Annotated in this window: 19 protein-coding genes; 13 read left to right on the top strand and 6 right to left on the bottom strand. The window is 42.1% G+C overall.

From position 1 onward, the window contains the following. Nucleotides 1-49: 49 nt before the first annotated feature. On the bottom strand, nucleotides 50-610 hold the full coding sequence (locus J3P37_RS01940; RefSeq protein WP_256009305.1) for a T9SS type A sorting domain-containing protein: 561 nt from the start codon (nucleotides 608-610) through the stop codon (nucleotides 50-52). Nucleotides 611-871: 261 nt separating this feature from the next. On the opposite strand from J3P37_RS01940, the gene J3P37_RS01945 reads away from it, so the two are divergent. Then, nucleotides 872-2,812 (top strand): KUP/HAK/KT family potassium transporter, encoded by a 1,941-nt coding sequence (locus tag J3P37_RS01945; protein WP_256009306.1) that lies wholly within the window; start codon nucleotides 872-874, stop codon nucleotides 2,810-2,812. A 69-nt stretch (nucleotides 2,813-2,881) separates the two neighbouring features. On the opposite strand, the gene J3P37_RS01950 is transcribed toward J3P37_RS01945, so the two are convergent. Then, complete coding sequence (locus J3P37_RS01950) at nucleotides 2,882-3,517, bottom strand: hypothetical protein (RefSeq protein ID WP_256009307.1); 636 nt, start codon at nucleotides 3,515-3,517, stop codon at nucleotides 2,882-2,884. A 108-nt stretch (nucleotides 3,518-3,625) separates the two neighbouring features. Between J3P37_RS01950 and J3P37_RS01955 the strand changes: the two genes are divergently transcribed. The 3 genes from J3P37_RS01955 (at nucleotide 3,626) to J3P37_RS01965 (ending at nucleotide 6,926) form a co-directional block, all read left to right on the top strand. After that, a complete protein-coding gene (locus tag J3P37_RS01955) occupies nucleotides 3,626-4,966 on the top strand; it encodes a deoxyguanosinetriphosphate triphosphohydrolase (RefSeq protein ID WP_256009308.1) in 1,341 nt (446 codons plus the stop codon). Nucleotides 4,967-4,980: 14 nt separating this feature from the next. Continuing rightward, complete coding sequence (locus J3P37_RS01960) at nucleotides 4,981-5,862, top strand: helix-turn-helix domain-containing protein (RefSeq protein WP_256009309.1); 882 nt, start codon at nucleotides 4,981-4,983, stop codon at nucleotides 5,860-5,862. Between the two features lie 62 nt (nucleotides 5,863-5,924). Beyond that, nucleotides 5,925-6,926, top strand: coding sequence for a multidrug resistance efflux transporter family protein (locus tag J3P37_RS01965; RefSeq protein ID WP_256009310.1), 1,002 nt, complete (start codon nucleotides 5,925-5,927; stop codon nucleotides 6,924-6,926). 63 nt (nucleotides 6,927-6,989) lie between these two features. On the opposite strand, the gene J3P37_RS01970 is transcribed toward J3P37_RS01965, so the two are convergent. The 4 genes from J3P37_RS01970 to J3P37_RS01985 all read right to left on the bottom strand — a co-directional run bounded on the left by J3P37_RS01970 (nucleotide 6,990) and on the right by J3P37_RS01985 (nucleotide 10,707). Further along, nucleotides 6,990-7,907: a bestrophin family protein gene (locus tag J3P37_RS01970; RefSeq protein ID WP_256009311.1), complete on the bottom strand. Its 918-nt coding sequence runs from the start codon at nucleotides 7,905-7,907 to the stop codon at nucleotides 6,990-6,992. A gap of 26 nt (nucleotides 7,908-7,933) precedes the next feature. After that, nucleotides 7,934-8,422, bottom strand: a complete 489-nt coding sequence (locus J3P37_RS01975) for a hypothetical protein (RefSeq protein WP_256009312.1) — start codon at nucleotides 8,420-8,422, stop codon at nucleotides 7,934-7,936. Between the two features lie 235 nt (nucleotides 8,423-8,657). Then, nucleotides 8,658-10,025 carry a sensor histidine kinase gene (locus J3P37_RS01980; protein WP_256009313.1) on the bottom strand — a complete coding sequence of 456 codons (1,368 nt, stop codon included), beginning with the start codon at nucleotides 10,023-10,025 and terminating at the stop codon, nucleotides 8,658-8,660. Then, nucleotides 10,009-10,707 carry a response regulator transcription factor gene (locus tag J3P37_RS01985; protein WP_256009314.1) on the bottom strand — a complete coding sequence of 233 codons (699 nt, stop codon included), beginning with the start codon at nucleotides 10,705-10,707 and terminating at the stop codon, nucleotides 10,009-10,011. Before J3P37_RS01985 ends, J3P37_RS01980 begins: the two co-directional genes overlap by 17 nt. A gap of 721 nt (nucleotides 10,708-11,428) precedes the next feature. Here J3P37_RS01985 and J3P37_RS01990 point away from each other — a divergent pair. From J3P37_RS01990 to J3P37_RS02030, 9 genes are all read left to right on the top strand, one after another. Beyond that, nucleotides 11,429-12,019, top strand: a complete 591-nt coding sequence (locus J3P37_RS01990) for an RNA polymerase sigma-70 factor (RefSeq protein WP_256009315.1) — start codon at nucleotides 11,429-11,431, stop codon at nucleotides 12,017-12,019. Between the two features lie 380 nt (nucleotides 12,020-12,399). Beyond that, nucleotides 12,400-13,611, top strand: a complete 1,212-nt coding sequence (locus J3P37_RS01995; protein ID WP_256009316.1) for a FecR family protein — start codon at nucleotides 12,400-12,402, stop codon at nucleotides 13,609-13,611. Between the two features lie 267 nt (nucleotides 13,612-13,878). Then, nucleotides 13,879-17,142 carry a SusC/RagA family TonB-linked outer membrane protein gene (locus J3P37_RS02000; RefSeq protein WP_256009317.1) on the top strand — a complete coding sequence of 1,088 codons (3,264 nt, stop codon included), beginning with the start codon at nucleotides 13,879-13,881 and terminating at the stop codon, nucleotides 17,140-17,142. Nucleotides 17,143-17,152: 10 nt separating this feature from the next. Beyond that, the gene (locus J3P37_RS02005) at nucleotides 17,153-18,667 is read left to right on the top strand and encodes a RagB/SusD family nutrient uptake outer membrane protein (protein ID WP_256009318.1); all 1,515 of its coding nucleotides are present in this window, start codon (nucleotides 17,153-17,155) and stop codon (nucleotides 18,665-18,667) included. A gap of 18 nt (nucleotides 18,668-18,685) precedes the next feature. Beyond that, complete coding sequence (locus tag J3P37_RS02010) at nucleotides 18,686-19,561, top strand: PKD domain-containing protein (RefSeq protein WP_256009319.1); 876 nt, start codon at nucleotides 18,686-18,688, stop codon at nucleotides 19,559-19,561. 14 nt (nucleotides 19,562-19,575) lie between these two features. Beyond that, nucleotides 19,576-20,688: an acyltransferase family protein gene (locus J3P37_RS02015; protein WP_256009320.1), complete on the top strand. Its 1,113-nt coding sequence runs from the start codon at nucleotides 19,576-19,578 to the stop codon at nucleotides 20,686-20,688. Between the two features lie 36 nt (nucleotides 20,689-20,724). After that, entirely contained in the window at nucleotides 20,725-22,284 is a 1,560-nt protein-coding gene (locus J3P37_RS02020) for a DUF4832 domain-containing protein (protein ID WP_256009321.1), read from the top strand. Between the two features lie 2 nt (nucleotides 22,285-22,286). Next, on the top strand, nucleotides 22,287-24,272 hold the full coding sequence (locus J3P37_RS02025) for an alpha-galactosidase (RefSeq protein ID WP_256009322.1): 1,986 nt from the start codon (nucleotides 22,287-22,289) through the stop codon (nucleotides 24,270-24,272). Nucleotides 24,273-24,402: 130 nt separating this feature from the next. Then, a complete protein-coding gene (locus J3P37_RS02030; protein WP_256009323.1) occupies nucleotides 24,403-24,672 on the top strand; it encodes a TFIIB-type zinc ribbon-containing protein in 270 nt (89 codons plus the stop codon). Nucleotides 24,673-24,685: the final 13 nt, after the last annotated feature.

Raw genomic sequence — 24,685 nt, forward strand, 5'->3', positions numbered from 1 at the left:
ATATGTTATTAATACGCGAAGATATTAATAACGGAACATTAACCACGAATTAAAGGATGGAAACCCGCTTAACGACAGTCTCATTGCCAGCAATCAGACGGATGAAATAAAAACCGCTGCTAAGTTTTGATGCTATAGAGAATGTATTGGTCTGTTCTCCGGCAGGAATTCGCTGCGAAAGGAGAGTAGCAATCTCATTACCCAGGACGTCCATAATCTTAATAGTAACGTTCGAATCCTTATTAACAAAATAGGAAAGATTTAATTCTTCGCCTACAGGATTAGGATAAACTTTTACATTACTTAAAACCTTGATCTCTTGCGGTTGTACTGCTTTCGACGATACCGCTGCGGCAGAAGAGCCTCCGGCGTCTGCCTGCTTAGTCCCAGAACCGGGCTTAAAGGGGGTTATTGTGACGTTAACACCATTTTTCAGGTAAGCAGGTTTCTCCCTCCGGGTGTCTGTAATTTTCGCAGGACGGCTAGCTTGCTTTTTTGTCGTATCGGTTTTCTCAGGGCTCCTTACCCAAAAAACATAAGCCGAGGTGTACGCTTGTGCATTGACAAGCAGAAAACAGAAGATGAGTGCTATTGAGTAAAGTTTATTCATTCAAGTGTGATTAAACAAATTTATGTATAAAAGACCGTAATACTTTATCGTCGAATAATTGTCTGGTGGTATTTAACAAAATTTAACAAAAATAGAGCCACCTGTTGCTGTACCGGGCGCTTTTTTTTACAAATCACCCTGAAATGATAATTTTTTTAATTGACTGATTTAAATATACTTGCCCTTGATATTTCCCGGAAAAAACAACGTTGCTAATGTGTTAATCAAAATGTACATTTGTCGCCGTTTACAACAAGATAAGTGGCACATCCAAAAGATCTACACAAGCTGTCAGCAGCAGGGTTACTAATCAGTCTGGGAATCATTTACGGTGATATTGGAACTTCCCCATTGTATGTTTTTAAAGCAATCGTGGGCAACTGGAGTATTACTCCTGACCTCATTTTAGGAGGGCTTTCATGTATCTTCTGGACACTTACGCTCCAAACTACAATAAAATATGTAATTATAACGCTCAGAGCGGATAACAGGGGGGAGGGAGGAATCTTTTCCTTGTATTCGCTGGTAAAAAGGCGAGCCAAATGGCTGGTTATTCCCGCGATGGTAGGAGGAGCTTCTCTGCTTGCCGACGGGATGATCACACCGCCCATTACAGTTTCAGCAGCGATAGAAGCGCTTCAGATTTTTGATGAGAATCTGCCAACAGTGCCGATCGTGATGGTCATCATTTCCCTGCTCTTTATTATTCAGCAATTTGGAACATCGCTTGTTGGTAAGGCTTTCGGACCTATTATGTCTGTCTGGTTTAGCATGATGGCCGTGTTGGGAGCCAGCTGGGTCTTTCAGTTTCCTGAGATCTTAAAAGCTATTAATCCCTATTATGCCTACCATATCCTGGTAACCAACCCTAATGCCCTTTTTATTATAGGTGCAGTGTTTCTGTGTACTACAGGAGCAGAAGCCCTGTACTCGGATCTGGGTCATTGCGGACGATCTAACATCCGGATCAGCTGGATATACGTTAAAAGCTGTTTATTGCTTAATTATTTCGGACAAGGTGTTTGGTTATGGCAGCATATGGGCCAAACTTTAAATGCCGATCAGAATCCTTTTTTCCTCATCATGCCTGAGTGGTTCCTGATCCCGGGAATTTGTATTGCAACTATGGCGGCTGTTATCGCAAGCCAGGCAATGATTACCGGATCGTTTACCCTGATCTCGGAGGCTGTCCGCCTGAATCTATGGCCAAAGGTTAAAATTAATTATCCATCGAACCAGAAAGGGCAGTTGTATGTACCCTCTATCAACTGGTTATTGTGGATAGGATGTATCGTGGTAATCCTTATCTTTCAGAGATCGCAGGCAATGGAAGGAGCTTATGGTCTTGCTATTACGCTTACTTTCATGATGACCACTATTTTAGTGTGTGTTTATCTGCAGCGAAAGAAATTTCCAACGTACCTTATAGTAACTTTCGCTTCAATTTACGGCTTACTCGAAATAACATTTCTCTTCGGTAATATGGCCAAGTTTTTACATGGCGGCTGGTTTACCATGTTATTGTCTTGTATAATTTTTTCCGTGATGTGGTCATGGGCCCGTGCTCGCAGAATCAAGAACCGCTACGTAAAATTTGTAGAGATTGAGGACTATTTCCCCATAATCAGCGAGCTTACTGAAGACTCTTCTGTTCCAAAGTACGCTTCACAGCTCATCTATTTAACAAGTTCTAATTTCAATTCAGAAATAGAGTCAAAAATAATGTACTCTATCCTCCAGAAACAGCCTAAGCGGGCAGACGTTTACTGGCTCGTCCATGTTGATGTTACCGATGAACCTTATACAACAGAATACAAAGTCGACTTTCTTGTTCCAGGAAAACTCATTCGTATCGATTTCAAACTGGGTTTCCGCATCGAACAACGTATTAACGTTTTGTACAGACTAGTTGTCGAAGAGCTCGTTAGAAAAGGAGAAGTAGACATCACCAGTAAATACACCTCCCTGAACAAGCACAAGATCATCGGTGATTTTAGGTTTATCATCTTGGAAAAAGTGCTTTCCAGGTCTAATAACCTTAGCTTTAGAGATAGGCTGGTAATGGCCTACTATTTTATTTTGAAGCGATTCAGCTTATCTGAAGAGCGAGGGTTTGGTTTGGATCTTAGCTTCGTAACAGTAGAAAAGGTTCCGCTTATCGTTACCCCTCCGGAGGATATTAAACTGAAAAGAATTCAGTAAATTAAAAACCGGCAGGATTTCCTGCCGGTTTTTAATTTAAAGGTCCAGCTGAAGCAGTATGACAAATTATTATCTCTGTTCCGCAAGGTTACCAGAGACCTGAAGCTGCGTTTCAAGTGCATCAACCCAGTTATTAAATAATCCAGACTCGATCTCTACAGCTTTCTTCGCATGTTGCTCCCAGTCCGGAGAAAAATTCTTTAGCTGGGCCAGCATCTCTTCCAGGTGACCTTCTTCTTCAAGGATAATTGATTTTACATTGACCTTACTCTTTACCTCATCCAGTGCCGCCTGGTAAACTGGATAAAGCTCATCAGCTCTCACTTCTATGGCATAGGTCACCAGCAGGTATGCGGCAAATTTCAGATCATAACCCGACAAACTTAGCTCAGTCTTTAGGTACTTACATACCTCAACATCCAGCTTATTCAGGTAAAACCGGCTATCTCCAGGAGCTAAAAGTGCATCATCTGCGTAGGTTAAGTATCCGGTCTCTGATAATTTACTGATCTGCTTTTTCAGATAGTAAGCATGCCGGTGCTCTTCAGCTGCATGTTTAAGTATAATCAGAGTTACATCTGTTTTATGTTCGCAAGCCGATATTTTACGGGCGCCGGTATTCTCCATGATCGAAAGAGTGTTTAACCAGCGGCAATGCACATCATTATCTTGTACTATAACTCTTATCAGCGATTCTAAGTCCATTGTCTGCAAAAATTTCTGCACAAACTTAGATAAAATTCTGCTATGTCTATTTTCGATTTAATTTTCACCAGTCATTAAAATCTTCTTAACATTGGTTTACTTTGCAGCATGCAATGGGAAAAATTACTCTCAGCAAAGCGCTGGGGTTCTAAAGAGAAAGTTCTTACTCAGGAGGATGCCAGATCTGAGTTTCAAATAGACTACGACCGCCTGATCTTTTCTTCTCCTTTCCGGCGTCTGCAGAACAAAACACAGGTATTCCCTCTTCCGGGCAGCGTTTTTGTCCATAACCGGCTTACCCATAGCCTCGAAGTGGCCAGTGTGGGAAGATCTTTGGGTACCATATTTTACAACAGGCTTAAAAAAGATGATCCGGGCATCGACGACCGTCTGCCCCTGATGAGTCAGGTTGGCGACATTGTTGCAGCTGCAGCTCTAGCTCATGATATGGGTAATCCGGCTTTTGGCCATTCGGGCGAGTCGGCCATCTCTCATTATTTCAGGGAGGGTGAGGGTCGCGTCTTTAAGGGACAGGTTACTGAGAGCCAGTGGCACGATCTGATTAATTTTGAAGGAAATACTAACGCCTTGCGTATCCTCACTCATTCCTTTTCGGGTAAAGGGAATGGAAGTTTTGCACTGACCTATTCAACGCTGGCATCTATTGTCAAATATCCTTGTGCTTCAGCGGTCGGCCATAATAAAGCAAATATCCACACCAAAAAATATGGCTTTTTTCAGTCAGAACAGGAGACCTTCATCAAAATTGCAGAAGAACTTGAACTGGCTAAGGTTCAGGATGATCCATTGATTTATAAGCGTCATCCTCTCGTTTACCTGGTTGAAGCGGCTGATGACATCTGCTATAATATAATTGATCTCGAAGATGCTCATCGCCTCAAGATCCTTTCTTACCAGGAGGTTGAAGATCTATTGTTGCCTTTATGTTACAGTGAGAATCTCCCTGCACGCTTAAATGAGATTGAGGACGGGGATGCTCGTCTGGGACTGCTTAGAGCACGATCCATTGGAGCTATGGTAAAGGCCTGCTCGGAAATCTTTTATAAGGAACAGGCAGCTCTTTTAAGCGGAGATTTTAACAAGTCGCTTACAGACGCCTTACCGGCGCAATTGTATGACGCCTGGAAAAAAATAGAAGAGGTATCCATAAAGCGTATTTATAATTATTCGTCAGTTGCCCAGATCGAGGTTGCAGGATACAAAGTTATTGGCGGTTTATTGGAAGAGTTTATACCAGCCTACCTTAGATACGATTCCAAGTATCATAAAAAACTAGTGGAACTTATCCCGCGGCAGTTTTTAACAGAAAGTTCAGACACCTATCTTAAGATCTTATCGGTATTGGACTTTGTATCAGGAATGACTGATATTTATGCAGTAGAACTGTTCAGGAAAATTAAGGGCATATCTTTTCCTTCCATCAGCTAAACTCAGGTATCCGGATGAAAGTGCAAGGAGTGCAGCTTAAGCGAAAGAAAACTAAGAAAGTACCCGTACAAGCCTTACTGGAAGGCGAATACTTCCGGATATACCGCTTGCATAAAGATCTTAACAGTCTTTCGGTTGTTCCTCACCGGCATGACCATTATGAACTGATGATCGTCAGATCGGGCCAGGGCCAGCATTCTATAAATTTTAAATCATATGAACTCATCCCGGGCAGAGCGTTCTTTTTACACCCTGGTCAGGTGCACCTTATAGAAGACTTTGAAAGGGATGGATGGTTGGTGTTGTTTGGTGAAGAATTATTTAAGCGCTTTTTAAACCTTCATCCAAACGAAGATGAATACGGAATTCTGGATTCTTATTCTCCAACTCCTTATGCAGATCTTTCAGAAAGATTATTGGAGCTTTTTAACTTTATAATCAATCAGGCTAAGCTGGAGCTTCAATCTGAGAAACCTGATGCCGAAATTCTGCTTCACTACTGCTCATTATTGCTGTTACATGCCAACAGGGCACATGTGACCCAGCACCCTGTGCAGTTTGTTTCACCAAAACAAAAAGAACTGCTGCACTCACTTAAAAGGCTTATAGAACAGAGCTATAGAGAACACCATCAGGCTTCGTTTTATGCTGAAAGCCTGCGCACAGATATCAAAGTGCTTAATAAGGTTTGCATGCAGGCAACCGGATTTACAGTATATAAGCTATTGCAGGAACGTTTACTTACCGAAAGTAAGATCCTTCTCCAGACTTCCCATCTTTCTGTTAAGGAAATAAGTTATCAGCTTGGGTTTAACGATCCCGCTTTTTTCGGGCGTTTCTTCAGAAACCATGTTAACATAAGTCCTGCAGCTTTCAGGCAGAACCGTTTACTATAATACCGAAAACTACCTGAAATGTACCATAATGCAAAATGAGGCGGCGCTAATTTTGCATTAAAATGAACAAACAGAAAAATGCTCTGAGAGCTGTTGGATGCGGAATTATAGCTTCTTTATTTTTATCATCAACTTTTATCATTAATAGTGTACTTGCTGACTCTGGCGGTTATTGGGCCTGGACAGCTGTATTGAGGAGCTTGTTCCTTATCCCCATACTTGGGGTAGTGCTTCTCTTTTCGGGGAAACTTAAGCCACTACTAGCTGTCATAAGGATACAACCAATGATTTTTATCCGGTGGGGGATTCTGGGATTCGGAGTCTTATACACCTCATTGGCGCTCGCATCCTTCTTTTCTCCCGGCTGGATGGTAGCAGCTGTATTCCAGATAAACATTTTGGCTGGGATGCTTTTGTCTCCTTACATTTATACCGATCACCGCAGAAATGTTCCCAAAAAACCGCTTCTAATCTCTGCATTAATTGTCACCGGTGTATTTATTATGCAACTTGAAAAACTTAATCAAGTTCATTCAGCTCAGGCTGCCGTCCTTAGTTTTATACTGGTATTGGCGGGAGCGGTGGTTTGGCCTGTTGGAAATCGAAAGCTTCTCGTTGATCTGGAAAAGAATGGTATCCGTCTTGATGCTACACAAAGGGTTTTCGGGATGACCATGGGAAGCCTGCCTTTGTTGTTAGCACTAAGCTTATTGGGTTTTGCAAAAGCCGGACTGCCTGCTTTTAGTCAGTGTGAGGCATCCTTTTATTCTGCTTTGTTTTCCGGATTTTTAGGTGGCGTAGGATTCTATCATGCCACTCAAATGGTGAAAAATCAGCCTGCGGCGCTTGCTGCAGTTGAGGCTACCCAGGTTTTCGAAATCTTTTTTGCTCTTATCGGGGAGATGATGCTGACTGGAGCATCCTTTCCAGGATTTTATGGTGTGCTTGGAATGCTGGTTGTGCTTCTGGGTATAGGCGTTCACTTCATAAACATCCTACGGGGAACTAGTGTTGCAGCATTCAGCAAGATCAACAAATTAATTCCGGCGTTCAAAACACCGTGATGGAATGAAAATAAGAACAATAATACTGGTTTTTTAAAGAGGTACCAGTATTATCGTTACAATTTAAAGGATGTAAAACACCTTCGCAGAAACTGACGATTTTTCTTCTGTTTTATAGTTTTCCTTCAGCATCTGTCTGATATCCCGTTCTATTGTTTTTGAAATTGTCGTAGTGGGCGTATCAGTAGGCTTATTCTCAAAAGGATCCTGAAGATGGATTGCCATCTTTTCTATCAGGAAGAATGACGATGCAATTGCCAGAACCAGGGGAACCTCTACAACCCCGAAAAATTCAATAAGTCCGAAGGGTAAGAGAATTACAAAAAGCACAAGCGCAAAATGGATGTAAACACTGTAAGTAGCAGGAAATACAGTGTTCTTAATTCGTTCGCAGCCCCCCATGTGGTTTGAAAACCGCGTCAGCGTTTTGTCGATCTCAACTTGCTGATATTCGTTTATCCATCCAAGCTTAAAGGCATTACGCAGATCTGACCCTTGCAATTCAAGCAGGGCAAGCGGGGCATTACTGTAATTTTTGATATACTCCAGATCTTCACTGGAAATAAGATTCTCTAAACCTTCCAGGGGATCTTCTCTCCTCAAATGCCTGCTTAAGCAATAGCACCAGGCAATCTGTCTCTTAGCAAATCTCTCGCAAAAGATCCTCTCTTCCGTTGCTCCCATATGGGTATCAACAAATGTAAGTAACTGCCTGGTCAATGACCGGGAATCATTAACGATAGCTCCCCAGATTGTTCTCGCTTCCCACCACCGGTCATATGCCTGATTTGACTTGAACGCTAACAAAAGAGAAATAACAGTACCAAGGATCGTTGGTACGGCAATTGGAATCGAAATTCTGGTAAAATGAAACGTATTATAGCAAATGGCTATCAATACAGCATATATTGTTACCATGATAATCTCTTTTCGGATCTTACCGAAAATGTAGCTGATTGGAATGTTTTCTTTTAATAGCATAGCTGTTTTTCTTTAAATAAACCTCATTAAGCTTCTGCCAGGATCTCCACCTCGCTGGTTTTTTCAGTTTGCAGAGTGTGTACTAGTTGTTTTTCCTTCTGCACCCTCAACAGAGGAGTGTCGCAGCGATCGGTTAGAATTGAAGGATCGATACTCGTTTTATTTAGCTTTGAGGTAGAACAATCTGCAGGATGAAGAATGAAATCTATCTCGTTTGCTGCCAGGTAATTTTTAAACTGTCCCAGAGTACTACCATAGAAAAAATCAATCTTTATTGACCGTATTTCTTGATATTCCTTTTTTAACTTTTCACATTCTGTATAGAAGCTATCTTTTACATGTTCGTATTCTTTACTTCTCCTGCTTAGAAGTAACAGTTCATTAATGGAGTCGGAGAGCTTGAAAAGGTGTATGAAGCATAGGTGCAAGTCCTGCCCTTTAAACTGTGAACATAAGGAGGGAATACAGTCAAAGGCATTAGCGCTGAAATCAGTTGGGATAAGTATGTTTTTCATGATCAAAAAAATAAATTTTTAAATTAATTTTGTTTGATACAATATTACCGCCGGTTCATTAAGGACTTTTAAGATGAATATTAGAATTTCATTAGAATTATTAGAGTTTAGCAGGTTGTATTTTGCATTATACAGGTAAAATTGATGGATTTTTGGAATAATAAGGTATTAAAATAATACTTATTAGAAAGTTCTTAGAAAATAAAGAGGTGTGTGTGGAATTTAATCGGGAAGATTAAGCTTTTTCTTGAAGTACGGGCAGTAAAATCATCATTTCAGTTCCTACTCGTTCTTCCGAGCGAATGCCAATAGAACCTTTGTGAAGCCGTATGATATTAAGAGTAAGTGGCAGGCCGATACCGTAGCCTTCGAATTCTGAGGTATTAGAGGCTCGGAAAAATGGCTCGAATATATGCTGTTGTTCCTGCTCCGGAATACCAATGCCCTTGTCTGTTACAGAAAGTAATATTCTACCATTCTCAGAACTTAGTTTTATAGTTACCAATTGATTATTCGAATATTTGCATGCGTTCAACACGATATTGCTGATTGCCAGATGCAAGAGGTTCGTATTTCCCTCGGTACACATATGAGCTTCATTTTGTGGAAGCGATTCGAAATCCATATCAATATTACAGTCAGGTTCGATCTTTCGTACAGAATCGATCACAGTCCAGACCAGTTCATCAACCCGTATTTTTTGCCAGTTCTGTTTTTTTCCATCGAAACCTGATTGTGCCAGGCCGAGTAAACTCTCTAAAATATTGTTAAGTTTCTCAGCTTCAGACAGAATGTTTTTTCCAGATCTTACTATTGCCTCCGGAAGATTGTCTGTGCTTAATAATAACTCAGTTTCGCTTGTTATGATAGTAAGCGGAGTTCGTAATTCATGAGAGGCATTACTTACAAAGTTATTTTGGGTTTCAAATGCCGTCTCCAACCGGGTAAGCATATTATTAAAAGTAAGTACCAGTTCTGCTATTTCATCTTTGCCCAGAACTTCCGGAAGCCTGGAATGCAGATTGTTCGCAGAAATGCTTTTAACGCTTTTAATAATTGATCGTACGGGACTTATGGTATAATAAGAGAATATTTTTCCGGCGATATAAGCCAGAATTATTGATACCATAAAACAAACAAAGAGCACCTTTCGTAGTTCGGCCAGTTCCTTAAAACCGTAAGGGTCTGCCGCCGAAACGATCACAAGGAAATTACCGCGAGAGGTTTTAAAAAATGAGCCGGCATAAAAACGGTTCCCTTCGTTATATCTGGATTTGCCATTCTTGAAAATGGAGTTGTAAAAGCTTTGCGGCGCATCTACTGGCTTACGTGGTAAATTACCATTCTTGTCTAATTTTACGATATAGTCTTGCTCTTCGGAAAGTTTTTCAAGGTACTTATTCCTTACTTCCTGATAGGCTACCGACTTCTCATCTGAATAAATGTTGATCTGTGCGGTGAGGTTAACCCTCGCCTCCAGACGCTCGAAAAAGTCTTCGAAATTAAACTCGGCAACAAAGTAAAATATCGAAGCATGCAGCAGAACCAGCCCGGTTGTTGATATGAAAAAGAAAAGAAGGGTGATCTTAGTTTGAATTCTCATATCCGGCTTCTTCTTTGAAAATATAGCCCATGCCGAACACGGTATGAATTAGTTTTATGGGATAATTGTTGTCCACTTTTTTTCGTAGATAATTCACATACACATCAACCACATTCGTTCCCATATTAAAGTCGATATTCCAGACATTCTCCAGGATTTGGATCCGGGAAAGGACTTTATTCTGATTCTGTATAAAGTATTCCAGCAGGCGGTACTCTGTAGCCGTCAGGCTTAGCGGTTTATCGTAGCGCTTGGCTATCTTAGAGGTAAAATCGACCTCGAGTCCTGCAATCAGCGTTTTCGTACTTGCAGCAACCGGTGCTTTACTTCTCCTGATAAGAGACCTGATCCGTGCTTCCAGTTCGGCAAATTTGAAAGGCTTTACCAGATAGTCGTCAGCGCCACTGTCCAGGCCGGTGATAATATTTTCAGTGCTGCCAAGGGCAGTCAGCATCAATACCGGAATGTTTTCGTTCTTTTTTCGCAGCTCCCTGCAAACCTGAATGCCATTTATTCCCGGCAGCATTATATCAAGGATAACCAGATCAAAATTATATTTGGTAGCCATTTCTAATCCGATGGATCCATCAGCGGCCACGGTAATTTCCATTCCGGCTTCGCTCAGCCCCCTCACAACAACAGAAACTAACCCCGGCTCATCTTCTATCAACAAGATTTTCATGTTTGGCATGCCGAAAAATATTACTTTCTATTTGGAATTTGTCTTTTTTCAAGATACTTGACTGAAAAATGACTATAAATGCATTTTCATTCAATATATGTCCACGCCGACTGATTTTTACCTACAAATTAGACGGTAAGTTGTTTTAAGCGTTCCGGAAAGAAAATTCAGGATAGTGCCGGTAGCTCATTAAGATTAATAGTCCTTTCTTTGTATTTTATCCGCGATTCATCAAGATGTTTTTTGGAAATCCGGGCAAAATAATTCGGATCGCTATACCCGCAAAAATAAGCCACCTCATTAACAGGCATATTGTTTCCAAGCATTTACCGTTGCGCGTTTTAGTCAGAATTCGTTTTTACCTCGCAAAGATGACCCTCAGGAAAGATTAAATTTGGTTGACAGATACGCTCAAAAGGCAGAAGAGCTTAACGAAAAATTGAAATCAATAAAAACGAATCCTTTCAAAAAGTAGTTGTAGGTGGATTTGATTTGAGATAGTTTATTTTGACAATGCTAATAAAATTATCGATTTGCTGATTTTATTTCAATGTTGTCTGTGTATGAATGTCTTTTTTGTTCGAAATATATCAATATAATGAAAAGTTTGCTAAAAAGTGATCATTGATGCGGGTGGCAGGGTGGTAGTTTTATAAATTGTTCATTATTTTACTGAATTTGTCTTTATAACGCTGTTTTTTTCTGCTAAAAATCGTTAAGTTTGGTTAAACTTAAAATCTTGGTGGCGGAATATAGAAGTTATACAGACGATGTCCTGTTGGATCGGCTGATTCACGAGGATAAGTATGCATTCGAAGAGATTTACAGGCGGTACTGGGGACCAATGTACCAGTCTGCTTACAATATTTTGAGAGAAAAAGAAGCGTGTATGGATATTGTACAGGAGCTTTTTGTCTGGATTTGGTCGCATCATTCTGAGTTGAAAATAAATTCTTTAAAGGGATATCTTCTAAGTGCTGTAAAGTTTAAGGTTGCAAATTACATACGGGACGGAAAAATTCATAGCTCAGTTTTTGAAGAAATCAGACGTATTGGAGAACCATTAGTGCTTCCTGATGAAAAAACCGAGCTCGAAGAACTCTTGACAATTATAAGCCGGTTTACAAATATGCTTCCGGTGAAGTGCAGGGAGGTATTTATTTTAAGCAGGGAGGAACATCTTACTAACAGGGAAATAGCTGACCGTTTAGGTGTATCTGTAAAAACTGTTGAAAATCAAATGACAATAGCACTCAGAAAGCTGCGTTCATCTCTGGCTCGTTTTTCATCTTTTCTATTGTTGTTCTTCTGAGCCCCCTCTTTCCCTGAGGAACCACGGAGAACACTTTTAATGCTTTTGTCTGTCCTTAGGAGTTCCGGAGGAGCTCTAGGGGTTCAGAAATGAAAAGGAGTCTCCTACTCCGTTGAAGCGCTATACAAAACGCCTGAGGAGTCGGAGACTCTCTCTAATTGGTTGATCCTAGTCCCTGGCGCGCTTGAGCCCCGGCTACAGACTAAGGACAGCGCCGGGGAACCAACATATATTTCTCCTTGCTTTCTCTGTGATCTCCTGAACAATTCCATTTCTTAACCCATCCCTGCCGATATACCTCTTTAAAATAATGTTAATTTTTTTTTAACTTTTTAGGGGTTGCCTTGCTTTTGTGTGCCTTGATATGTAGAAGGCACAAAATGGACAAACAGGAATTTTATAAACTGGCACAAAAAATAAGCGAGGGAAAAGCATCTGAGCGCGAGATCTCGCTTTATAATTACTACTACAATCAACTTCAGAAGATTAATAGTAGCAAGAATGAAGAGTCGCACGATACTGAGGAATTAAGAAATGAAATTTGGTCGCGGATCGAAGGCGATATAGATAGTGAAACAAATGATGATGTTCCGGTAAGATCCATTACTTTTCAAAGGTATAGAGTTGCGGCAGCAGTGGTCTTATTGATTATGTCGGCAGCACTGTTTTTCGTGATGAAGCCGGATGATAAAACTTCTGTTACAGCTAAGAAAGCGGATGTCCGCTATAAAAATGATATTGCGCCCGGCAAGAATAAAGCGGTGCTGACACTGGCAGATGGTTCCAGTTTGGTGCTCGACGAATCCCAAAAAGGAACCCTTGCCGAGCAAGGGGCTTCAAAAATTAAAAAAACTGCCGACGGTTCTCTGATATATTCCCCCGGGGGGCAATCCTCAGATGAATCTAAACGAGAAGTGTTTAATGTTATCAGTATTCCTAAAGGAGGCCAGTATAATCTTACGCTTTCTGATGGAACCAGGGTTTGGTTAAATGCCTCATCTTCGCTGAAATTTCCCGCATGCTTTAATGAAAAAGAGCGGGTAGTAGAATTAGAGGGAGAGGCGTACTTCGAAGTAGCAAAAAAGCTAGCTAAGGGCAGCTCCGGGAGGATACCTTTTTTAGTTAAAACCGCCAGTCAAACAGTTGAGGTTTTGGGCACACATTTCAACGTTAAAGCTTACCAGGATGATATTGAAACTAAAACAACCTTGCTCGAAGGAAGCGTTCGTGTTAAGCCAGTTTTAAGCACAGTGAAAAACCAGCAAACGGTTAAGTCTCAACTTCTCGTTCCGGGGCAGCAGTCTGTCCTTCTGACCTCCTCACATTCTGTTAGTGTAAGCGAGGTTGATACGGAAGAAGCCATAGCCTGGAAAAACGGAATGTTCTATTTTAATAACACTGACCTGAAAGCCATTATGACGCAGCTGTCCCGGTGGTACGATATCAACGTTGATATACAAGAGATGCCATCAAAACAATTCAATGGAATTTTGTCCCGCAATGTAAAATTGTCTAAGGTGCTTGATATGATGGAAAAAACAAGTGGCCTCAAGTTTAAAATCGAAGGAAGGAGGGTTTCTATGATGCCTTGATGATTACCCTAAATGCAGTTCTCTGTATACGAGAGCTTAAAGGTCATAAAAAAACCCGCCTGTGGAAAGGCGGGCAGGTCGCAGGTGGTGGAACACCAACGACAATAAGGCCTTTCAACATTTTAATACCAGCGAAGTAAAAAATGCTATTTGATCACCTTAATATACAAATGTATGAATTCTAATGTTCGCAACAAGGGAATGCGCTGCCCCTGTATTCCAGCAAATCTCAGTTGCCACCCGCTTTTACTCAAAGTTTTGCTAACTATGAAGCTCGCTACTATTTTAACCATAATAACCTGTTTCCAGGTCCGGGCAGGTGTTTTTTCACAGCAGATCAGTCTGGCTATGAAAAAAGCTCCCCTTGAGAAAGTGATAAAGGAAATTAGGAAACAAAGTGGTTACACTTTTTTCTATGATGCAGTGTATCTGAAAAAGGCGGCTCCCGTAAGTCTTGACGTTAACAAGGTTTCGGTAGAAGAAGCTTTAGAAAAAATCTTCTCTACTCAATCATTTACCTGGGAGATCCTGGATAAAACGATCATCATTAAACCCGCAGATGTGAATAAAAGGACGGTTCATAAAGTCCCGCCGATCACGCTGAGAGGAAAGGTCACTGATGCGCAAGGTGTTCCTTTACCTGGTGCTACCATAAAAGTTAAAAACTCCAATAAAGCTGTAGCAGCTGATGTAAACGGCAATTTTATCCTTGAGGGGGTCGAGGATAACGCTGTACTGGTAGTATCATACACAGGCTTTACAAACCTGGAGATGCCGGTAAACGGTCGCGCAGAGCTTGCCATAATATTGCAGGAAGATCTGCAAAACCTCAGCGAAGTAGTAGTGGTAGGATACAGTGCCCGGAAAAAAGCTGAGCTCACCAGTGCGGTGAGTACAGTTTCTGCCGCAGAACTAAACGACGTTACTACAAATAATGTCGGCTCCATGCTTCAGGGAAAGGTGGCAGGTTTGCAGGTGATCAATAATTCAGGTGCTCCTGGTGCTGCCCCTGAAATACGGCTGCGGGGGGTATCCTCAGTTAATGCATCACAAACCCCGCTTACTGTAGTAGATGGTATTATTGGGGGGAATTATGATCCGAACGATGTAGAGAATATTACAATCCTTAAAGATGCCGGAGCTACAGCCATGTATGGATCTCAGGCGAATGCAGGGGTGATCATTGTAACCACTAAAAGTGCAAAAACAGATAAGACTAGTTTCGAAGCAAAGCTGACAAGCGGTTTCCGGACCGCTGAATTCGGCAAAATGGATATGATGAGCGGGGGAGAACTTTATGAGCATCAGAAAGAGTTCTACAGGGATTATATAGTTGGCGCTGCAGACAATTCCTACAAAGTCGATCTCATCAAGTTTTACGCGGAGCGACCTCTTGAACTACGTTCACAGAATTATAACTGGGTCGACGAATCTTTTACGCCTGCCCCTGTGAACAATTTTTACTTTTCAGCAAGTGGTAAAACGCAAAAGGCCAGTTACTACGTAGGTGCCTCTTATTATAATGAAGAAGGAACTTTTATGAATACCAACTTCCAACGTCTTAACTTAAGAGCCAATTCGAAGTATCACTTCACAAAGAAATTAAATGTCACAAATAATATCAATTTAAGCGGCTCTCTCAGTAAAAGTTATGATTATATGGACATGTACTATTCTTTCTTGAACATGCCCTGGGACAATCCATATGATGCAGCTGGGAAGCCGGTGTATGTAGATGGCACGTCTACATTTAAATGGTGGTCAAGAGATAAAATAAACCCGGTACATACCGTAGAAAATTCAGACCACTCCTCTAAAAGCTTTGATCTGAACTACGACCTTGGAGCTAATTATACCATTACAAACTGGCTTACCTTTTCCAGTTCTAACCGTTTTGCGGCAGGCTTCAATAAAGGCGTCAACTTTATTTCACCCCTCGCTGCAGGAACATATAATAAGGAAGGCTTTCTTGATGAATTGAATACTCTTAATTATGGCTTGGTATCAAACCAGCTATTGCGATTCAATTTTGACCTTGGCGAGCACAGCCTTGACGGATTAGCTGGCGTGGCCCTGGAAAATGGACGTACTGAACTTTCGGGAGCACAGGGGCGTGGTTTACCCGAGGGTTTGAGAGTACTTAACGTGGTTTCGAGCAACCAGCTGGTGGACGGTTCATTTGAAAAGAGAATACTCCAGTCTTTTATTTCGCAGGTAAACTATAGTTACAAAGACAAATATTTTTTAACCGGCTCATACCGGATTGATGGCTCTTCAGCTTTTCCCGAAGGTAACCAGGTTGCCGGATTTCCTGCCGTTTCTGCCGCATGGCAGCTAAACAAAGAAGATTTCCTAAGTGCAAACCGGATCATCGATAACCTGAAGTTACGTGCCAGCTATGGAGTAACCGGTACCCAGGATATCGGAGCTTCAAGATTCCTTGGCTTGTTTTCTCTGAATACACAATATAACTCATTACCGGGAGCAACTCCTTACCAACTGCCTAACCCACTCCTTACGTGGGAGAGCAAACATCAATATAATGCTGGTGTCGATCTTGGCTTGTTTAAACGACTTAATATTTCATTTGACGCTTACCATAACGTAACAAAAAATCTTTTGCTGCAAGTTTCGCAACCCCTTTCTATCGGCTTTGAGCAGCTTTGGCAAAATGCAGGGCAGATTATTAATGATGGGCTTGAGCTTACCATTAACTCCAGCAATATTAAATCGCGCGACTTTCAATGGAACTCTGACCTCACTGTTAATTTCAACAGTAATAAGCTGAAGCATTTACCTGGAGAGTTTATCCGAACTGGATCATGGAGTATTTCTCAGATCTACAGAAATGGGGGTAATTTGTATGAGTTTTATATGCCAAAATGGAGAGGGGTTGATTCTCAGACTGGTGCTCCACTATGGGAGAGGCTCATTGAAGATGAAGATGGCAATGTTGTAGCCCGGGAAACAACTTCCGAGTATTCTCAGGCAACACTTCAGGAAGTAGGATCAGCACTGGCAAAATATCAGGGTGGTTTTAATAACTATTTCAGCTACAAGAGCTTTGGTCTCCGGATAAATGCCTATTTCAACTATGGGAATAAAGTGTTCAGTAACAACCTTCGTTTTGTAATGAATGATGGTCACGAGCCATACTATAACCAGTTACGGTTGCCTGATGACGCGGTAGTTTGGACCCAACCTGGTGATATTGCTACAGAACCAAGCCCTCAGAACGCAGCCAACTCTACAGAAACTTCTACGAGATATCTTAAGAACGGCGGCTATTTTACCATCAGAAATGTAGCGTTGTCTTACTCCTTGCCCAAATCAATAGTGAAGCGAATGAAATTTGAAAGCCTTACTGTATCCTTAACAGCGGATAACGTTTACACCTTCACTAACTTCCTAGGCCAGGATCCTCAAACGACTATTACTCTTACTCCAGCCAGTTTTGCAACCCCGGGAGTATCTGATTTTAAATATCCCAACAACAGGCAATATTTATTAAACATTAACTGCAGGTTCTAAACTCACATATATGAAAACGAAACTTTTAACTCTTATAGCTGCTTCTTTGATGGCAACATCTAGTTGTAATCTTGTTGTTGAGCCAAGCGATGCTATAACTACTGAGAATCTGATCACCACGACAGCAGGATTGGCTAATGCGCTGAATGGCTCCTATGCCCTGTTTAAAGATCATATTTCGTTCAATGGAATTATAGATAACAATAATATGTACCTGCGTCAATTTTATCATCTTTCTGATTTTGCCAGTGATGATATTGTAAACGGCCAGGTTACAACAGACCCTTTATATTACAGCTTTACGCAGGATCACTCTCCGGCACAGGCAAACACCAGGTATTTCTGGTATGTATCTTACAAGATCATCAGCGGTGTTAACACTGTGATTGAAGCAGCAGAAAAAATGGAAAGTCCTGATGCAGCCACGCAGCAACTGCTGGGCGAGTGTTACTTTCTCAGATCCTTCTGTCATTTCAACCTTGTCAGGTTATTTGCCCGTCCCTATAGCCAGGACCCCAATGCACCAGGAATCATTCTGAGAACATCGCTTTCAGAGCCCTCACTGAAAGCCCGGTCAACAGTTTCAGAGGTATATCAGTCGGTTATAGCTGACGCTGAAAAAGCAGCTTCTCTTATGACTCAGAACAGGGGAGTGCAATATGCTTCAAAGGAAGCAGCATGGGCATTATTATCAAGGGTAAATTTATATAAGGAAGATAATGAAAAGGCAATTGATTACGCCAATTTGGTGATCGCTGCTCCCAGGTTCCAGTTAAGCACATCGGCAACTTATCCATCCTTATTTGCCAATGCCACTGCCTCACCTGAAACCATCTTTTGCGTCGCTTTTACTGCGGCCGATGATTATGGAAAATTCGGTTCAATAGCTTCAATGATCTATTCAGATGGTAATTCTGGATGGGGTGAAGAATTTGCCTCTCAATCGTTAAGAGATCTGATGAGCCAGCATCCTGAAGACGTGAGATGGAGCTACATTGAACCATTGAAGGATAATAACGGCGTTGTTCAAAAAAAGAATGGCATCGAGGTTTATTACATTAAGAAGTTTTCTGGCCAGGGTGGCAGCCCTAACCTGAGTTCTCCGGTGATGTTCCGCCTGGCCGAAATGTATCTTAACCGTGCGGAGGCGGCAGCCAAACTGCAGAAAACTGGCGATGCGTTGAATGATGTGGATATGATCCGCAAAAACCGGGGTCTCGAAAACGCACTGTATAACGGCCAGGTACCGGCTGGTTCAAGTGCACTGGATGTGGTTTTGAACGAAAGACGTATCGAACTGGCCTTTGAGGGACATCGGATGTACGATGTGTACCGGAATAAAAGAGATCTGCAAAGACTCTACTGGGGTTATCACCTTCCTGGTCTGAAAGAAACCGATATCGACTTGACGAAAGCACCAACCGGATACGCTAAAACTACGGTCAGCTGGTCAAGTCCGCGGGTGATCTACTATATTCCTATCGACGAAATATTAACTAATTCATTGGTTGGGCAAAATCCATAACTTTTAAAGATCAAAAACATGAAGACATTTAAAATGATACAGAATATTCTTCCTTTGATGCTGTTAGTCATGATCTTTAGTAGCTGTAAGGATGATGATTACGATGTTCCGGTGATCGATGTGATCTATAGTATGGAGGTGGAGGGAAATCAGGTAGCCTTCAAGAATGCAACTCAGGGAGCGAGCACCTACAGATGGGATTTTGGAGATGGATCTTCTTCTACTGATGCAGACCCTGTTCACATCTATCCGGGAAAAGGGAAGTATGTGGCTACTTTGTATGCAACTACTGCTTCCGGACAAACAGAGGAGGGATCAACAGTGATCCGGATAGCCAAAACCACACCTGTAAAACTTAATGACAACACCCTTGACGACTGGGATGCCGTTACAGCTAATGTTTTTACAACTACAGATGCAGGCAATGCCATAAAAAAAGTTAAGCTTGATTATGATGGTAACGGTGTATACATCTATGTGGAAATGCTCGGTAAACGGAGTGATGGACAAATATTTGACTTCTATCTAGATTCTGATAATAGCAGCGCTACGGGCTTGCTTACCGGCAGTTATACCGAAGGCGGATATGATATCCTGATGGAAGGACAATTGCTTATGGACTGGTTTGATATATTTTATCATACCGGAGCCCAAACAGCCTTTAGCTTTGCCATACAGAGCATCTCAGAAGCTTACACCTTGGGAACAGTAGTTGAAGATGGAGGCATGCTAAAATTCGAATGCAGGCTTGAAAGAGGAAAATTGAAAGGTCTTACCGGGAACGGCTTGCGCATAGCGATAGCGGCAACAAAGAGCGACTGGTCTGCCACACTGGGAAGTGCGCCGGCTGTGGGTTCAGCTTCGTATTTTCTGGATATGGAAGATGAAGATTAAGAGAAGGTGAGAGCATGACTTTTCAACCAGGAACACGCCTTCTTTCGCTGGATGTGATGAGAGGGCTTATCATGATCTTGCTGGCGGCAGAAAGCTGTATGCTGTATGTTTCTTTGCAAAGACTTATCCCGGCCGAAGCGTCGGGGCTGGGGAGTCTGCTCGTACAACAGTTCTTTCATCACCCATGGCATGGGCTGCGCTTCTGGGACTTGGTGCAGCCAGCCTTTATGCTGATGGCAGGATCAGCCCTGTACATTTCGTCTTCTGCTAAAGAGCGAAGAGGGATTAGCTGGGAAAGCAATTTTAAGCACATTCTGCTAAGATGTTTCCGCCTGTTTGTGCTGGGAACGGCCCTGCACTGCGTTTATGCGGGAAAACTGGTTTGGGAGCTGTGGAATGTATTGACCCAATTGTCGGTTACAACGCTCATAGCCTATCTGATCATCAGGCAGCCTGCTGCATGGCAGGTTGTATTTTCACTGATGCTTTTGTTGCTGACCGAACTGCTGTATCGCTTTGCTGATGTTCCCGGTTTTGATCAGCCCTTCACTGAACATCATAATTTTGGCGCCTGGATGGATACCGTGCTGATGGGAAAGATCAATAGCGATGGATGGGTAGCGATAAACGTTATTCCCACGGCCTGCCATACCATCTGGGGAGTGCTTGCCGGCAAACTGCTTGCCTCCGAATGCTCGCACCAGCTTAAAATAAGATATTTGCTTTTTGCTGGTCTTGCCTGTTTATTTGTTGGCTATGCGCTCGACATTTCGGAGATAACTCCGATTATTAAGAGGATCAGTACAAGCTCTTTTGTTTTTGCTTCAGGTGGTTGGGTGTTGCTCATCATGGCTTTTTTATACTGGCTCACCGATGTAACGAGATTAAACATGTATGCCTGGGTTTTTACGGTAGCAGGGATGAATGCTATATTCTTTTACCTGTTTTTCGAAACAATTGGTATTCAATGGTTTAATGGGATTGTAGCCATTTTTGTTCATGGTTTTCTCGGCTTTACAGGAACTCCGGCTAACGCGCTGGCACTTATTTCCGCTTTTTGCACCTTGGCAGCAGAGTGGTATCTCTGCTACTGGCTTTATCAGCGAAAGATCTTTTTTAAAATTTAGAATTTTAAGCTATTAATTCATATAAATAAAGATAATATGCAACTAATAATAAAAAGTATATATACTAAAATAGGCTTCACAGCATGTGCACTACTGGCCGTCTTTTTAGGTTGTAAAGACAGCGGCGACAACATTGTTGACATCGAAAAGATCAATGTTTCTTATACTGAAAGTAATGAAGACTTTCCTAATCCGGAACGAGGCTTTTACCGGTATTCCGAAACCACATCAAGTAATTTTACACAGTTAAATGCTACCGAAATTGCCGGGTACCGTCAGTTTCAGAGCATCTCAAACGCTAATTACAGCGTTTACAGCAGTTTGTTGTTCCGGTATTACATATTTAATGACTTAAAGAATTCAGCAATTCCAGACGCCGTGCTGAACGGTATCAAAGCGGATATGCAAGCCGTGCGAACCGCCGGACTTAAAGTTATTCCCCGTTTTGTATATACCGTTACCAGCAATTCAGGGGCTTGTCCTGAAGGATCTATCTGTCCTCCGTATGGTGATGCGCCAAAAAACATTGTGCTTAATCACATTGCGCAGTTGAAACCTGTATTGCACGAAAATGCAGATGTCATTGCCTGCGTGCAGCTAGGTTTTATAGGCATTTGGGGAGAGAACTATTATTCGGACTATTTTGGTGATCCTTCACCTAACGGGAACCAGGGGAATAAATTAACTGATCAAAACTGGAACGACCGCAGCGAGATTCTTGCAGCAATGCTTGATGCGGTGCCTGCCGACCGTATGGTACAGGTACGTTTGCCTCAGTTTAAACAAAGATTTGTTTATGGAGTAACTGCACTTCCGGGTTCTGCTGCCTTAACTGAATCTGAAGCCTTCACGGCAATATCCAAAGCCAGAATAGGATATCATAACGATTGTTTCCTGGCCAGTACAAACGATGCAGGAACTTTCGAAGATTATGGAAACAATGACTCACCCCGAAATTCGGATGCTTCAGTGGTGAATACACTACGCGACTATATGATGAATGACGGTAAATACGTCGTTGTTGGCGGTGAAACTTGTAACGATGCGTTCAGCCCCCAAAACGACTGTGAACCCGCCGGAAAAGCCCAGACAGAATTCGCAGCCATGCACTACTCTTATATCAATGCCCATTACAACAATGATGTAAACAACGATTGGCAAACAGGAGGATGTATGGATAATATCAAAAAGAACCTGGGGTATCGTTTCGTTTTGGAAAGTGCTGTATTACCTGATAATGCGGTGAGAAAAACGATGATGAATCTCACCCTTAATCTCAATAATAAGGGATATGCCGCGCCATACAATCCCCGCCCTGTACAATTGATCCTCAAAGCGAAAAGCTCCGGTGAAACGATAGTCTTGCCCTTGGATACTGATATCAGAAAATGGTACTCTGGTAGTGTAAAGCTTCAGACTTCTGTGAAGATACCCGCAGATATTGTTGCAGGCGACTATGAACTCCTGCTAAATCTGCCCGATGCATATGCCAGTATCGCTACAAGACCCGAGTATAGTATTCGTTTAGCGAACAACGATACCTGGGAAGCAAATACAGGATACAACAAATTGAATCATACTATCCATATTAATTAAGCATGAAAAGAGGACTTTTGTTACTAGTAGCAAGTTTAATTGGCATTATCAATTACACGCTTGCACAAGTTCCTTATCCGGGAGAAAATCCCGGGCGCGCCCAGGCTAAGTCGTCTGCTTCCAGCTTCATCTTAGAAAATGAAGCACTTAAACTTAGGTTTAGTTTTAATGCAAATAAACTAAAGATCATCGGATTTACCGACAAGGTCACCGGCGATGATTTAGTAATAAACTCCCCCTTGTTTGAGCTTACACTGCCGGAAGGTGAAACATTAACCTCCGACGCTTTTATTTTGAAAAGTAAACCCAAAACGGTCTCCGATCAACAAAGCAAGAAAGACAAGGCATACGAAGCTCAACTGGAGAATACTGCTTCAGGTATCAGCGTTTTGTGGAAAGCTGTTTTAGAAGATAATGCGAACTATATCCGGCAGACCATCACACTCAGCACTAAAAATACCGTTCAAATTTCGGGCATCAGGCTAATAAATCTTCCCGCCAGCGGAGTGGAACAGGCTGGAAGTGTAGACGGTACCCCGCTGATCTGGAAAAATATGTTCTTTGCCATAGAACATCCCATGAGTCAGATCAGCGAGACTAAAAATACCATAGGTGTACTTTTACCACGCCAGGAAGCTATAAGTTCTGAACACCCCGTAACCGTATCATCTGTTGCCGGCGTTAGTCCTGCAGGCCAGCTGCGCCGTGCTTTCTTGTATTATACAGAACGCGAAAGAGCCAGACCCTATCATCAGATGCTGCATTACAATTCCTGGTATGATCTTTCCTGGGGCGACCGCAAGCTTGATGAAAAAGGTTGTCTTGACCGGATCAGAATGTTCGGCGATAGCCTGATAGTTAAGCGTAAAACGCCGTTGAAGGCCTTCTTATTTGATGATGGCTGGGACGACAATAAAACGCTGTGGCAGTTCAATTCAGGCTTCCCCAGTGGTTTTACCAAAGTCAAGGAAGCCGCAAACGATTATAATGCAGGCATAGGAGTCTGGATCTCGCCCTGGGGCGGATATGATACCGCCAAGGAGCAGCGCCTCGAGTTCGGTAAAAAGCAAAATCCACCCTTCGAGACCAATGAGAACGGTTTTTCATTGGCAGGACCGGTCTATAACAAGCGTTTCAAAGATGTTACCAAAAGCTTCATTTCAGATTACAATGTCTCTATGTTCAAGTTCGATGGTGTAGGGGCAGGAAATGGAGCAAGTGGTGCGAGTCTTAGTTATCAGAAAGACATCGAATCATTTCTTGATCTCATAACGGGTATGAGGTCGCTTAAGCCCGAATTGTATTTCAGTCTTACGGTAGGAACCTGGCCTTCTGTTTACTGGTTGAACTACGGCGACGCCATATGGCGTGCAGGTGAGGATACGGGGATGAGTGGCGAGGGCGCAAAACGCCAGCAATGGATCACCTACCGCGACGCGCAAACCTATAAAAATATAGTAAGGCGCGCTCCCTTGTTTCCCTTAAATGCCGTGATGAACCATGGAATATGCATTGCAGATAACGGTTTGCCTGGCGGACTAGAAATGGACGATCAGCATATTGAAGACGAGATCTGGTCGTTTTTCGGAACAGGGACCAGCCTTCAGGAACTCTATGTTAATCCGCATAAATTGAATTCAAGAAATTGGAATTGTCTCAGCGATGCAGCCCGCTGGTCAAAGCAAAATGAACAGATATTAAGCGATGTGCACTGGGTTGGCGGCGATCCGGATAAAGGAGAAATTTATGGTTTTGCCGCGTGGCGCAATCAAAAAGGAGTACTTACTTTAAGAAATCCTTCTTCACAGGAAAAAGAGTTCACTGTTAATGTAAAGCAGGTATTTGAAATACCGGGGACTTTATCAGATAATTACAACTTTTACAATGCCAAAAAGGCGGGTAATAGCAAACTCTATTCAGGTGGAAGCTTCCTGGTTAAACTGAAACCTTACGAGGTTAGAGTGATGAACGCTGAATTGAATCCTTAGATCGTTTAAACCTATGAGGTTTCATACCTCATAGGTTACAAAGTTGTTACGCAGAATTAAGGCATTCGTATTACTTTCTGAGAAACAATTTTCTATCTTGTGTGCTTATCAGGTACTAAAAAATAAAAAGATGAAGTGTCCAAATTGCCAGTCGACGTTATTAATAGCAGATAAACAAGGTGTGGAAATAGACTACTGTCCGGACTGCCGCGGTATATGGTTAGACAGGGGAGAGCTTGAAAAAATTATCGAGCGTTCTGCGGAGCATTACTCTAAACGGGAGAATTATGAATCAGATTATAAACGCTATGGATATAATGATTATGGTAAGGGACATGGTAAAGAACAATATCCTCACAAAAAGAAAAAGTCATTTTTAGACGACTTCTTTGACTTCTAAACTGTGCTATTTA

The organism is Desertivirga xinjiangensis, assembly GCF_024436435.1.
GTDB classification, from domain to species: domain Bacteria; phylum Bacteroidota; class Bacteroidia; order Sphingobacteriales; family Sphingobacteriaceae; genus Desertivirga; species Desertivirga xinjiangensis.